Source organism: Indibacter alkaliphilus LW1 (genome assembly GCF_000295935.2).
Classification (GTDB): domain Bacteria; phylum Bacteroidota; class Bacteroidia; order Cytophagales; family Cyclobacteriaceae; genus Indibacter; species Indibacter alkaliphilus.
This window is the reverse complement of record NZ_ALWO02000023.1, coordinates 362866-376173: the sequence shown is the minus strand read 5'-3', so window position 1 is coordinate 376173 and position 13308 is coordinate 362866. Positions and strand designations below refer to the sequence as shown.

Genomic DNA, 13308 nt, shown 5'->3' with positions numbered 1-13308 from the left:
ATAAACTGCCTTATATTCTATAAAAAAAGAAATAAAATGTCATTTAATTTGATTTTATCGAATTAAAATTGTGTAGAAGTTGAAAATATTATTTAGATTGATCAGTGCTTTTTATGTAAAAAGTACAATATCAACTAACTAACCTTATTTATTATGCTTAAAAATTTCTATCAATTGATCAGAAGGCCGATAGGTCTTCTTGCTCTAGGATTGGCAATTTCAGTGAGTTCCTGTCAGGACGCTGAAAACGAACTTTCCATGGAAGACTTTGATGTATTTGCTGTTGATTCTCCCCAAGGAGTGATACCCGGTCAGTACATTGTGATTTTGCAGGAAAACAGTCTAACATTCAGTAGAACGGGAGAATACAGTTCTGTTCAATCAATGATGAGAGAGTTTTCTGTAGACTTATTGGCCCGCTACGGAGTAGAGGACACCAAGGTGGAAAAAGTATATGGAAATCTGATTCCTGGTTTTTCTGTTAAGTTGTCCGACGAACAGCTTCATGCTTTAGAGCAAGATCCTATGGTGGCCTATGTTGAGCCAGATCAGTACGCATACGCAATTTCTACAACCCAAAACAATGCAACTTGGGGTTTGGATAGGATTGATCAAAGAGATCTTCCTTTAAATGGTTCTTACACATACAATTCCACAGGTTCAGGAGTAACAGCTTACATCATTGATACCGGTGTGCGCACGACTCACAGTGAATTTGGTAACCGCGCTCAAAGAGGTTTTGATGCTTTTGGTGGAAACTCTGAAGATTGTAATGGTCATGGGACTCACGTAGCAGGTACAGTTGGAGGCTCTGTTTATGGAGTAGCAAAAGGTGTTACACTTGTAGGCGTCAGGGTATTGGATTGCAATGGTTCCGGTTCTTGGAGTGGTGTAATAGCTGGCATGGACTGGGTAGCCTCCAATGCATCAGGTGCCTCTGTCGCCAATATGTCCCTAGGCGGAGGCGGAAGTGCCGCAATAGATGATGCCGTAACCAGAATGTTTGATGCTGGAGTGCCAGTTATAGTAGCTGCAGGGAATGGGGATTTTAGAGGTAGAGAGGCCAATGCATGTAATTATTCTCCAGCAAGAGCAGCAAGAGCATACACTGTAGGAGCGACCACCAATAGTGACTCCAAAACATCTTGGTCCAATTACGGTGATTGTGTGGATATATTTGCTCCGGGAGCTTCTATCACAGCAGCATGGCATACCAGCAATACTGCCACAAATACAATAAGCGGTACATCTATGGCTTCGCCTCATGTTGCGGGTGTTGCTGCTTTGTATTTACAAAGTAATCCATCTGCAAGCGCACAGGCTGTTTACAATTTCCTTTCTGATACCTCTACTAAAAATAAGGTTACCAATTCCAGAACTACCAACAACCATTTACTTTATTCCTTAGGTACATCTTCAGGGGAAGATGATGGTGACAATGGAGGTGATGACGGAGACAATGGTGGAGATGATCCTTCTGCTTCTATTGATTTGAGCGGTTCAGGAACGAAAGTTCAAGGTAGATGGAGAGCATCACTATCTTGGTCAGGAGCTAATTCAAGCCAAGTGGATATCTATAGAGAGGGATCCAAAATTGCAACAGTGAACAATTCAGGTTCTTACACCGATCAGACTAACTTAAGAGGTTCTGGAACTTTGACCTATACGGTTTGTGAAGTAGGTACCGACGTTTGTTCAAATTCCGTGACGATATCATTTTAATTGATCGTAAAAAATATCTCTAAATAAGCCGTCTACTATAAAGTGGGCGGTTTATTTTTTGTAAATCTTTCTTAAATCCAAAAGAATTCCTTCAAGCCCATTGAGTCTGATTTCGTATAAAGTACTTAGCCACATACCCAATTTACCTTCAGGAAAACCCTGCCTGTGCATCCATACCAAATAATGTTCAGGAATATCACAGAGCAAGCGACCTTTGTATTTGCCATAGGGCATGGTTTTGGTCACCAAGTCGATTAAAATTTTTTTATCCATTTGTCAAAATAATTATAAATTGGCAAGAGTATTCTAATAACTGTTATGAGAAAAATTATTCTTTTCCTTTTTGTTTCAATGATGTTTTGCTTTCCTATGGCTTATGGTCAATCCCTTGAAGGGTCCTGGGAGGGTGTTTTAGATGTAATGGGTTCAAAACTACCATTGGTATTTAAATTTGAAAAAGCTGATCAAAATTGGTCAGGCTTTATGGACAGTCCCAGCCAAGGGGCTAAGGATATCCCGCTCTCAAAAGTCTTATTTGAAGACAACATGTTGATATTTGAGCATAGCGCTGCCAATATTATATATGAAGGAATCATGGTTGGAGAGCAGGTTTCGGGAAATTTCAAACAGGCAGGAATGTCCTTCCCATTGGATTTGAAAAGGAAAAATTCCACTGCGGAATCAAATGACATGGGATTTTCACGCCCTCAAACTCCAAAAGAACCATTTGACTATGAATCCAAAAACGTCAGCTTTTCGAATGAGGAAGTTGGAATAAACCTTTCCGGAACTTTAACAATTCCCCATGGAGACGGACCATTCCCAGCATTGATCCTTGTATCTGGATCTGGGCCACAAGATAGGAATTCAAGTATATTTGACCATGAGCCTTTTTGGGTTTTGGCTGATTTTTTCAGTAGTAATGGAGTACTTGTATTGCGTTATGATGAAAGAGGAGTGGGGGAGTCTGAAGGTGATTTTTCTGCCGCTACTTCTGAGGATTTCAAGAATGATGCCCAACATGCTATCAGTTTCTTGCGGACTTTAGATATAGTGGATCCAGATAAAATTGGGATGTTAGGACATAGCGAAGGTGGAATGATTGCCTGGATGATGGCTGCTGAAGCACAGGAAAGTCCCTTGGATTTTGTGATTTCATTGGCTGGACCTGTGATAGCAATTCCTGAACTTATGGCTAAACAAACGGAAGATATCTCTCGAAGCACAGGAAACCCCAAAGAATTGGTGGAGCGTCAGGTTTCATTGAATACAAGATTTTATCAATTGATCAAAAGGAGTGAGGACGAAAAAGAAGTCAAAGCCCAAATACCGGATTTGGTTGATGAAATTGTAAACAGTTACGAGTTGTCAGAGGAAATCAAAAAACAACAGCGAGCAGCGATGATTGCTACTTTTGAGAACAGTATAAACCCTTGGTTTATGTTTTTCATGAAATATGAGGCTGAATCTGATATCAAAAATATTGAGATCCCTGTATTTGCGGCATTTGGAGGCAAAGACCTTCAGGTAAATGCAGCACAAAATGGGAACCGCTTGCTAGAACTTTTCAAAGATAGAGAGAACCTTCTTGAGCTGAAAGTTTACGATGATTTGAATCATCTTTTTCAAAAAGCAGAAACCGGTGCCGTTTCAGAATATCAACAGATTGAGGAATCTTTCAATCAACAAGTAATGGATGATATACTTAATTTTATTAAAAACCGCTGATCTAAAATCTACCTGTGATTAAACCAAAAATCAAAAACCTGCCAGTGCTCACAATGCCAACCTGATAGCTAGGGGGTGCTGAAATACGCCAACTGGAGAATAAATTTTTTAAATTGAGTATTAGATTAAAAACCTACCGCTTTGTCATCGCCTCGCCAATCTGCTCCGCCCTCTAGTCTTCCATCCGGTAGCACCAAAATTGCATCCACTTTTCCCAAAATGGGCGTATATCCCTCATTGATTTGATAGCCTTTTTCTTTAAGTGTCTCCATAACCTCTGTAGAGAAGCCTTCTGGCTCAAAATTAATGTGATCCGGTAACCATTGATGATGAAATCTTGGCGCATCTACAGCTTCTTGCATACTCATTCCAAATTCAATGACATTGAGGATTGTCTGCAGGACAGAAGTAATGATTGTAGATCCACCCGGGGTTCCAACCACCATTTTTAGCGCACCGTTTTTCTCAACCAATGTCGGGGTCATGGAGCTCAACATGCGTTTTCCAGGGGCTATGGCATTTGCGTCAGCTCCTATCAGTCCAAACATATTGGGGACACCGGTTTTGGCACTGAAATCATCCATTTCATTGTTGAAGAAAAAGCCCAATTCATCAGAAAAAAGTTTGGATCCATAAGCCCCATTTAAGGTGGTGGTAATAGCAGCTGCATTGCCGAATTGATCAACAATTGAATAATGAGTAGTTTCATCACTTTCAATTATCTGAATGCTTCCTTCCCTGATAGCAGATGATTTTGTTGCTTGATTTGGATCAAAGTCAGCCATTCTAACATTCAGGTAATTTTTGGATATCAATTCACTTACTGGCACCTCTACAAAATCCGGATCTCCAAGGAAATAATTTCTATCTGCATAGGCCCTCCTTTCAGCTTCAGTCAAAAGCTGAATATACTCAGGGCTGTTATGCCCCAAGCTTTGTAGTTCATAGTCTTCCAACATGCCCATAACCTGAGCTAAAGTCACTCCTCCACTGCTTGGCGGAGCCATTGAAATGATTTTATAATCTTTGTATTTGAATATTATAGGCTCTCTCCAAATGGCCTCATAGGATGCCAGGTCATCAAGCGTAATTATTCCACCTTTGCTCTGAATAAACTCTGCAATTTTCTCAGCAGTTTCACCTTTGTAAAATTCATCTCTTCCATTCTTGGCAATGTTTTTTAAGGTATTGGCAAGTGCTGGGTACTTGATTGTATCTCCTTCAGTGAATTTTTGGGCAAAAAAAGTTTGTTCTCCGTTTACTTTGATAAAATTACCTCGGTTGTTGGCCAATCTACCTTCTTGGTTTTTTGTAACTACTACACCCTTTTCCGCTAATGCAATAACAGGCTCGAAAATCTCTTCTATTGATAAACTCCCAAATTTTTCGTGAATTGCAAAAACGCCGGCAATAGTACCTGGAACTCCTACCGCCATCGCACCAATAGTACTCAGCTCCGGAATTACCTCACCTTTTTCGTCCAAATACATATCTCTATGTGCTGCTGAAGGTGCCTTCTCCCTGTAATCAATACTTCCTGTCGTGCCATCAGCCATTCTAAACACCATAAATCCACCACCACCCAAGTTTCCAGCAAATGGAAAGGCCACTGCTAGCGCCATTTCTGTAGCTACCATGGCATCAAAGGCATTTCCTCCTTTTTCAAGCATCATCAGGCCAATCCTGGATGCTTCTTCTCTAGCTGTGACCACTATTGCTTTCTCAGCGATAAGCCCAGTTCTACTTGGCTTGAGGCTATGTTCTTGATTGCAGGATTGAAAGAGGAGGACAAAAAGAAAGAAGAAGCTTAAACTTCTTCTTTGATATTGCTTGATTTTCATATTAGTCCAATAAAGTATTATTGAATAGTTTTAAAATTCTTTTATACTCATCTGTCCAGCTACTTGGTTCTACAAAACCATGATCTTCAACAGGGTATACGGCCATTTCCCAATTGTCTTTACCCAATTCTACCAGAATCTGAGCCAATCTTACCACGTCTTGGAAGTGCACATTTACATCTAACATGCCATGTGCAATCAGTAGATTTCCTTTGAGTCCATCGGCAAAATAGATGGGAGAGGACCTTCTGTATGCGATTGGATCATTGAATGGTTCATTCAGAATGTTTGAAGTATATCCATGATTATAATGCGCCCAATCTGTCACAGACCTCAAAGCAGCTCCTGAAGTGAAAGTGTCCGAGGCATTAAATAAAGCCATCAAAGTGATAAAACCCCCATAGCTGCCACCGTAGATGCCGATTTTTCCTGGCTCTACATTGTGGTTTGCAACTAAATAATTGGCGCCATCCACTTGATCAGATAGATCCAAGCCTCCCATATGTCTGTAAATAGCTGTTCTCCAATCTCGTCCATATCCTGCTGAACCCCTATAGTCAATGTCAAGTACCGTATAACCCAGGTCAGTCAGAAGATTGTGAAACATATATTCCCTGAAATAGCTGGACCACCATTTGTGGACATTCTGAAGGTAGCCAGCACCATGTACAAAAATAACTGCTGCACCATTTCTGGCTCTTGCACTTGGTTTATAAAGCCTGGCTGGTACCTCAGTTCCATCCTGGGCTGTGAAAGTGACAAGTTCAGGCTCTCTCCACTCATATGCTTTAAATTCCTCACTTTCTCCATCAGTCAATTGAGATGGTTCTGCTCCAGGCTCATTTGCCTGTAAAAACAATTCCCATGGTTTATTACTGTAAGAATACAAGATTGCGATGTTTTTTTCATCAGGAGATAACTTTGCGTCATTATTACCAATCATACTGGTTAACTTTTCCATGCGCCCACCCATTAGCGGCATCATGTAGAGGTGTCTTTCTCCCGGATGTACTTCGGAAGTAGTCAAATACCAGAATTTACCGTCTTTTGAAATCTGTGGACTGAACACTTCAAAATTCCCCTTTGTCAGTTGTCTTTTCGTTCCGCTTCTTACATCAAGGCTGTAAAGATGGGAGTAACCTGTCGCTTCAGACTGGAAATAAATATTTTTATTGTCGGGTAACCATCCAAAAACGGCATTGCCCCAGCTTCCGCCAATACCTGGTCCAGCTATCCATGCTTCATCCCTTTGTCTGTCCAGATTTTTCAATTCCCCTGTTTCCATGTCCACCAGAGAAATCCATCTGTCTTTATTGTCATTCGAATAGGCATTGACTACAGCATAATTGCCATCAGCAGAAAAATAAGGTCCGGTAAGCACCAACCCTCTTTCTTTTTCTTCCCAGGTTTTTTCAGGATAATCTTTGACATAATCAGGAAGGTCTTTGATACCAGGCAACTTATCGGTTTTAACCAGGTAGACAGTATCTTTTTTGAGATTGTAGATGGCCATTTCTACTTTCATAGGCTCATCACCTACCTTTGTTCTAGTATTCATATCGGTGGTATAGCCAGAAGCATCTGTGTAATCCGGAACTATAGTTCTTTTGTTGCCCACTCGTGTGATCAGCGAAAAACTCACATATTTCTCATCAGGAGAGAGTTGAAGGTTATTGACGATTTTCTTTCCTGTATAAAAAGTAAAAGGTTCTGGTGACTTCACTGCCTCCTCGTATGCTTTTGTTTTATCCTTTTTCTCCTCCCTTTCTTGAACTACTCCCAAAAGATCAAGATTGTCTTCTTTTAGCCATTCATCTTTTTTAGATAAGCTGGCATTTTTTTCTTCAGGTTTTTCACCTGATTTGATATTGGTTACCTTCCTTAGATTCCCATTTTCTGTATCATAGACATATATATTGTTATTTAAAACAAATGATATTCTATTTTCATTTTTCAAAAATTTCGCATTTGAAATACCTTCTCCCATGGAAAGCAGTGTTTTTCTTTCTCCTGTTTTTAAATCTTGAATCAACAATTCTCCATTTCTTGTGAATGTTTTTTTGGTTTTTGCCTGATTGCTATCAGCATTAGAAGGAATTCTTGATTTTTCCTCTTCAGGACTTACTTTGATAATCTCATCTGGTTCGGAAATATTGATTTTATAAAGTGAATCTGAAGGATGGTTCTCCGGATTGTAATTGAAATAGATGGTTTCTCCTTTTTCATCCCAAGAAATATTGGAAGGAAAGACTCCCATCCATTTGGGATCTTGCATGATTTTCCCGACAGATAGTTCCTGTGCTAAGAGTCCCTGAAATGAGAGTAAGGTAACTATTACCAATAAACTGACGCGCTTCATATATTTTAGATTAATTTAAATGCTCAATAAATTGAAATGATTTTTGCCCAAACCTTTGAATGATACTTCTTTCCGGATTTTTAGATTGAGTATAACAGAGTTCATGATGAAAATAGAAGTTTGCTTCATGCTTTTCCTTTAAAGTCAAACCCAAATTTGGGAATTCGAACTTTTTGTAAATATGTGCATTTAGTGTCAAAAAAGTAATGAAAAAAGTATCTGCGGAAAATAAAGCGTAGAAAATTAAATACTCTTTAAAAAGTTTTTAAGCTCCTGCTCAATAATATCTATTTGTCGAAGTAATTCCTGATAGGTATCAAAAGAATTTTCCAAATTCCCTTCAATTTCCTCTAGAAGTTTTCTGGTTTTCATAGCACCAACGTAGCTCATACTTGGCTTGGCTTTATGACATTTCTTTTTGATTACCGCATACTCTTCATTATCGTAATATTGCTTTAACTGCTTCAAGTCGTGCAGGTTAGTGTCAATGATGATCTGAATCATCTCTCTGAGCATTTCCTCATCGTCATCGCCGAAATATTGGATAATGGTTTGTGGGCTTATCAATTGGTACATAAAAAGCTTTTTTATAAAGAATAATGTATCTCCTAATCAAATTTATGCATTTCAACTAAGGATTCGAAAGTTACGCTATTTTTTTTAAAATTAATTATCTAAAGCATTCAATCTGAAATATAACAATTATCGCTCCTGATTTTTTTTAAGAATACCTATCACTTATTTTCGATGTTCAAAAACTGTTTGGTCAGTCTAATGGTTAAACTAATACTAATATGAATAAAAATAAGCTGGTTTTTCTAATTATCGCAGTAATTTTTTTTGTGGTAATGTTGTATGTAGGATACGACATTTCCACAAGGACCACATTCCCTGGATCTAAAGGTAATTTAAAAGAAAGAATAGCACCATCTGACAGTCTAAAAACCAATGACTAAAAAAGAAAAAATTGATATTGAAAAAATTGACCTGGAAAAAATGAAAGAAATGACAACAGAAAACCCAGGTCTGCTACCATACGCCCATCAGTCAGGGAGTGCTATAATCAAGCCTGAGGATAAGGGGAAAATTACCGGAAGGGCAGTCGCAGCCATGCATTCCCAGACGGATATGCAGATGTCCCAGATTTATCAACAGATGCAATTGTTGGCCGAGCAGGCAAAAACCATCAAAAAAAGAGTAGAAGTGTCAGAAAGGATTTACCAGACTCCTATGAATTTTGAGCCACTGATCAATCATCGGTATTTTTTATATGAAAAAGAAGATGGAAGTGATTTTTTGAGTATGGTTGCCCCCGAAGAGTGGGGAAGAAAAAAAAGGTTCAGTAAATTTGTAGCAGAAGTTAAACTGCTTGCTGACCATACCTGGGAGATTATTCGCCAGGGAGAATAAATTAAGATGCATCAAATCAAAATAGAAAATCTTATTCAGATACTTTCAGCTGAATTGCCTGATCTAGAAACAGATTTTAATTTGGATATCAATCAAAAATATCTTCATGGCAAGGGGAATGAACTGTTGACTGAGGTTTTTGAATCTATCGGCGGTACCGGTGTTCCTCCTGTTTTGGGAAAGTTAAAATTTGATTTCAAAATCAAGCGCCAATTGTTCCAATACGATGATGAAGTTCATTTTAACAGGTATAGGTTAAATACTTTGAAAACAGAAGTCTATAATGTCTTTAATTTCCCCTGGTTAGACAGTTACAAAAGGCTTTGCCGAACTTATGAAAAGGATTGTTTGAAAGCTGGTCTTCAGGAGCGAATTTGGAACGGTCCTCCGATAGCATCAAAAGTCTTTGGGAAAAGTGAAGATATCGGAGACCTGAGTGGCAATGGCTCTTCAGGTTGGAAATTGAATGCCTATAATGATGCCCAATACGATTTATTGACTAGACTGCATGGATATAAACTTATCAGAATACCTCAATACGAAAATTTGATGATAGGAGGGGCATTAAAAAAATTGGATGATCTTATTAGAGTTCCAAAGGAGGAAAGTCACAAAGCAATTGTTAACTGGTTCGGCAGGAAGCTTGAAAATTAAATAAGCCTCTGGATTCTTAATTTCCAGAGGCTTTTTAATTGGAATAATCATGAGAACAGCCCGTACATTTCCCTGTTTACTTTTTCTACTATCTGAGAAAAATCCTCTGGATTGGCTACAAAATCAAGATCGTTGACATCTACGATGAGTAATTTACCCTTGTCATAGGAATCAATCCATTCCTCATAGTGACTATTGAGATTTTTCAAGTAGTCGATTCTGATGGCATTTTCGTAATCCCTTCCACGCTTTTCGATTTGTCCCACAAGCTTAGGAATATCTGCTTTGAGGTAAATCAATAGATCAGGCGCCTTGACAAAATTGATCATGGAATCGAAAAGAGACAAATAGTTTTCGTAATCCCTCTCCGAGATCAACTTGGACTTATGAAGATTAGCTGCAAAAATGTAAGCATCTTCATAAATTGTCCTGTCTTGAATGACTGAAAGACCGCTTTCTCTTATTCTCTTGATCTGATTGAAGCGGCTGTTGAGAAAGTATACCTGTAGGTGAAAGGACCATCTTTTCATATCCTCATAAAAATCAGCAAGATACGGATTGTTGTCAACTGCCTCCAGTTCTGCCTGCCAACCATAATGCTTTGCCAGCTTTGTGGTCAGGGTTGTTTTTCCACTTCCAATATTTCCTGAAACGGCTATATGCATAAAATCAATTTCGATGTTTTATTAATCTATAATGAAAAGAAAGCCTGACAAGTTTCATTTCCCGTCAGGCCTTCTTTTTTAACTTTATATTAGCTTTTACTTAAACCTTTCTGATATTACCAGTTCTTTGCTACCAGGGGTGTATTTATAAAAACCTTCTCCTGTCTTGGCACCTTTGTAACCCGCCTCAACCATATTGACCAATAGTGGGCATGGGGCATATTTTGGGTTTCCAAAACCTTCGTGCAAAACTCTTAAAATGGATAGACATACATCCAATCCTATAAAGTCTGCCAATTGTAATGGACCCATTGGATGAGCCATACCCAATTTCATTACAGTATCTATTTCCTCAATTCCCGCTACACCTTCATACAAAGTATAAATAGCTTCATTGATCATTGGCATTAGAATTCTGTTGGCTACGAAACCAGGGTAATCATTCACCTCTACAGGAACTTTAGCCAGGCCTCTTGAAAGTTCCATGATATCTTTCGTCACTTTTTCAGAAGTCGCATAGCCTCTTATTACCTCTACCAGTTTCATCACTGGAACTGGGTTCATAAAGTGCATGCCTATCACTTTATCTGCTCGATTAGTGACTGCAGCTATTTTGGTAATGCTTATGGAAGAGGTATTAGTTGCCAGAACGCATGATTCTGGAGTGAATTTGTCAAGATTTCTAAACAGTTCAAGTTTGACTTCTAGATTTTCGGTCGCTGCCTCTACAACCAAATCTGTATTTTGAACACCTTCTTCCAGCGAAGTGTATATTTTGATATTTTCAACGGCAGCTGATTTTTCATCTTCGGTCAATAAGCCCTTGGATACTTGCCTATCCATATTTTTTTGAATGGTGTTGAGTGCTTTTTCCAAAGCCGGGCCTGAAATATCCACCAAAGAGACGGAATAACCGAAGAGGGCAAAGACATGCGCGATTCCGTTACCCATTGTACCGGAACCTATCACAGAAATATTTTTCATTATCATTTGGGTTTAATATAAAAAGAAGAAATGCAGACTTCAAGGAGAGGCTGCACTGTAAATCATTTCAATTTATCAGCCTCAAATCTAGCCTGAATCAAAGCCAATTCCAATTCAAGTAAGTATAAAATCCTTACCTTTATTGCATGAAAGAACTAGGAATTATTAACAGCCTTTTAATCAATAGGTTTACAGAAAACGGTGCTTATCTGGCTCTTCATGATGGTGGAGAAGTACTTTTGCCCAAAAGCTATCTTAAAGGAGATGAGGAGGTGGGACAGGAAATCAGTGTGTTTGTGTATACGGATTCTGAGGACCGTCCTGTGGCTGTTACCAATAGACCTAATGCTATATTGGATGAATTTGCTGTTATGGAAGTCAAAGAAGTGACTAAAATAGGTGCTTTTATGGACTGGGGCTTACCCAAGGATCTTTTTGTTCCCAATGCTGAAATGGGAAAAAATATGGAAGTCGGAGAAAAATATCTTGTAAGGGTTTGTATAGATTATAGAACTGACAGGCTTATTGGAGTGAATAAATACCAGGACTTTTTGTTGGAAGATACTCAGGGTTTTGAAGCAGGACAGCAGGTTCAGGCCTTAGTATTTGAAGAGACTGATTTAGGTTATAAAGTATTGATTGAAAATAATTTTGAAGGGCTATTGTATAAAAACGAAGTTTTCGAACCTTTGACTTTAGGAGAAATTGTAAGAGCTTTCATTAAAAAGAGAAGGGAAGACGGAAAGTTGGATTTGCAGCTTTTACCTGCCGGAAGAGAGAAATATGAAGAAGGGGCTGAAAAAATCCTGGAAGTTTTAAAAGTCCGGAAATTTTTGCCCCTTCACGATAAATCATCCCCTGAGTCTATCAAAGAATTATTGGGGATGAGTAAAAAGCACTTTAAGCAATCAATCGGTCAACTTTATAAGGCCAAGAAAATTCTTATAGAGAGTGATGGAATTAAACTCGTTTAGTCTAGTTCCAATATTGTATTAGGCGTGGTACACAGCACCGCTTTGTTTCGCTTGATTGCTATTGGTGCCTTGATCAGGTGAGGAAATTTGCTCAAAATTGTGAGCCAGCTTTCTTCATCCCAGGTTTTTCCCGCGATCTTGCTTTGATAGTCCGGATGTGCCCTATTGAGAAGGTCTTTTGGTCTAAGGTTCAATTTATCCAAAATTTCCCTCCAGCCTGTGGTAGTGATGCGTTCTTTTTCAATATTGATTTCATTCACATGGTTTGCCACAGTTTTGGCATAAGCTCTCATTTGCTTGTCTACCTGATGGGCAGGATTGTAATAGAAGAATAGTTCATTTGGGTGTGCTTTCATAATGCAATTGGTTTAGGGAGAATTAATTTAGTGTAATATCAGCTAAAAGCCAAATAATTCACCGTTTAATATTTATTTTCAGAACTAATTAAAATTAAATCTTCATTATGGATTTAGAAAATTTTAAAGAGAGAAGTAAGACTGAGTTTCAAAAGAACAAAAAGCTACTCCAAAAGATAAAAAATCAAAAACCTAAGCAACTTGATGATTTGTTTTCAGCCGCTCACGAAGAAAAATTTTCAAAAATTGATTGTTTAAGCTGTGCCAATTGCTGTAAGACTACCAGTCCGATTTTTATTCAAACAGACATTGAGAGACTTTCAAAAGTCTTCCGAATGAAAAGTTCAGAATTCATCGATATGTACCTTTATTTGGATAATGAAGGCGATTATGTATTGAAAACGGCTCCTTGCCCATTTTTGAATTCAGACAATACCTGCCTGGTCTATGAAGAAAGGCCCAAAGCATGCAGGGAGTATCCTCATACCAATAGAAAAAACATGCATGGCATATTAAACCTTACTTTGAAAAATACTTTGGTTTGTCCTGCAGTTTTTGAAATATTTCAAGACTTTGGTAAAGATTTTAGGAAGTAAGCAAATCTCTTTACTATTT

At 38.4% G+C, this 13308-nt stretch carries 14 protein-coding genes; 7 read left to right on the top strand and 7 right to left on the bottom strand.

All coding sequences use genetic code 11. The features are described 5' to 3' along the window. Nucleotides 1-153 precede the first annotated feature (153 nt). The gene (locus A33Q_RS05860) at nt 154-1722 is read left to right on the top strand and encodes a S8 family peptidase (protein ID WP_009032584.1); all 1569 of its coding nucleotides are present in this window, start codon (nt 154-156) and stop codon (nt 1720-1722) included. Nucleotides 1723-1773: 51 nt separating this feature from the next. Here A33Q_RS05860 and A33Q_RS05855 read toward each other — a convergent pair whose 3' ends face one another. Next, nucleotides 1774-1995 carry a DUF3820 family protein gene (locus A33Q_RS05855; RefSeq protein WP_009032583.1) on the bottom strand — a complete coding sequence of 74 codons (222 nt, stop codon included), beginning with the start codon at nt 1993-1995 and terminating at the stop codon, nt 1774-1776. A gap of 45 nt (nt 1996-2040) precedes the next feature. On the opposite strand from A33Q_RS05855, the gene A33Q_RS05850 reads away from it, so the two are divergent. Beyond that, complete coding sequence (locus tag A33Q_RS05850; RefSeq protein WP_009032582.1) at nt 2041-3450, top strand: alpha/beta hydrolase family protein; 1410 nt, start codon at nt 2041-2043, stop codon at nt 3448-3450. Nucleotides 3451-3575: 125 nt separating this feature from the next. Here A33Q_RS05850 and ggt read toward each other — a convergent pair whose 3' ends face one another. The 3 genes from ggt to A33Q_RS05830 all read right to left on the bottom strand — a co-directional run bounded on the left by ggt (nt 3576) and on the right by A33Q_RS05830 (nt 8226). After that, nucleotides 3576-5291: a gamma-glutamyltransferase gene (gene ggt / locus A33Q_RS05845; protein WP_009032581.1), complete on the bottom strand. Its 1716-nt coding sequence runs from the start codon at nt 5289-5291 to the stop codon at nt 3576-3578. A gap of 1 nt (nt 5292) precedes the next feature. Next, nucleotides 5293-7650 (bottom strand): S9 family peptidase, encoded by a 2358-nt coding sequence (locus A33Q_RS05840; RefSeq protein ID WP_016254744.1) that lies wholly within the window; start codon nt 7648-7650, stop codon nt 5293-5295. 243 nt (nt 7651-7893) lie between these two features. Next, nucleotides 7894-8226, bottom strand: a complete 333-nt coding sequence (locus A33Q_RS05830; protein WP_009032579.1) for an Hpt domain-containing protein — start codon at nt 8224-8226, stop codon at nt 7894-7896. A gap of 218 nt (nt 8227-8444) precedes the next feature. Between A33Q_RS05830 and A33Q_RS22295 the strand changes: the two genes are divergently transcribed. The 3 genes from A33Q_RS22295 to A33Q_RS05820 are packed head-to-tail and all read left to right on the top strand — an operon-like array spanning nt 8445 to nt 9714. Next, nucleotides 8445-8606, top strand: coding sequence for a hypothetical protein (locus tag A33Q_RS22295; RefSeq protein WP_009032578.1), 162 nt, complete (start codon nt 8445-8447; stop codon nt 8604-8606). Beyond that, nucleotides 8599-9060, top strand: coding sequence for a DUF2452 domain-containing protein (locus tag A33Q_RS05825; protein WP_009032577.1), 462 nt, complete (start codon nt 8599-8601; stop codon nt 9058-9060). The genes A33Q_RS22295 and A33Q_RS05825 overlap by 8 nt, the downstream gene beginning before the upstream one ends. A gap of 6 nt (nt 9061-9066) precedes the next feature. Continuing rightward, the gene (locus tag A33Q_RS05820) at nt 9067-9714 is read left to right on the top strand and encodes a DUF7255 family protein (RefSeq protein ID WP_009032576.1); all 648 of its coding nucleotides are present in this window, start codon (nt 9067-9069) and stop codon (nt 9712-9714) included. Nucleotides 9715-9761: 47 nt separating this feature from the next. On the opposite strand, the gene A33Q_RS05815 is transcribed toward A33Q_RS05820, so the two are convergent. Next, on the bottom strand, nt 9762-10379 hold the full coding sequence (locus A33Q_RS05815; protein ID WP_009032575.1) for a deoxynucleoside kinase: 618 nt from the start codon (nt 10377-10379) through the stop codon (nt 9762-9764). 96 nt (nt 10380-10475) lie between these two features. Next, the gene (locus A33Q_RS05810) at nt 10476-11363 is read right to left on the bottom strand and encodes a 3-hydroxyacyl-CoA dehydrogenase family protein (RefSeq protein WP_009032574.1); all 888 of its coding nucleotides are present in this window, start codon (nt 11361-11363) and stop codon (nt 10476-10478) included. A 146-nt stretch (nt 11364-11509) separates the two neighbouring features. Between A33Q_RS05810 and A33Q_RS05805 the strand changes: the two genes are divergently transcribed. Beyond that, complete coding sequence (locus A33Q_RS05805; protein ID WP_009032573.1) at nt 11510-12337, top strand: CvfB family protein; 828 nt, start codon at nt 11510-11512, stop codon at nt 12335-12337. Here A33Q_RS05805 and A33Q_RS05800 read toward each other — a convergent pair. After that, nucleotides 12334-12693, bottom strand: coding sequence for an arsenate reductase family protein (locus A33Q_RS05800; RefSeq protein WP_009032572.1), 360 nt, complete (start codon nt 12691-12693; stop codon nt 12334-12336). The two genes, A33Q_RS05805 and A33Q_RS05800, sit on opposite strands and share 4 nt — an antisense overlap. 107 nt (nt 12694-12800) lie before the next feature. Here A33Q_RS05800 and A33Q_RS05795 point away from each other — a divergent pair, with 107 nt between their 5' ends. Further along, nucleotides 12801-13289: a YkgJ family cysteine cluster protein gene (locus A33Q_RS05795; protein WP_009032571.1), complete on the top strand. Its 489-nt coding sequence runs from the start codon at nt 12801-12803 to the stop codon at nt 13287-13289. The last annotated feature ends 19 nt before the right edge of the window (nt 13290-13308 follow it).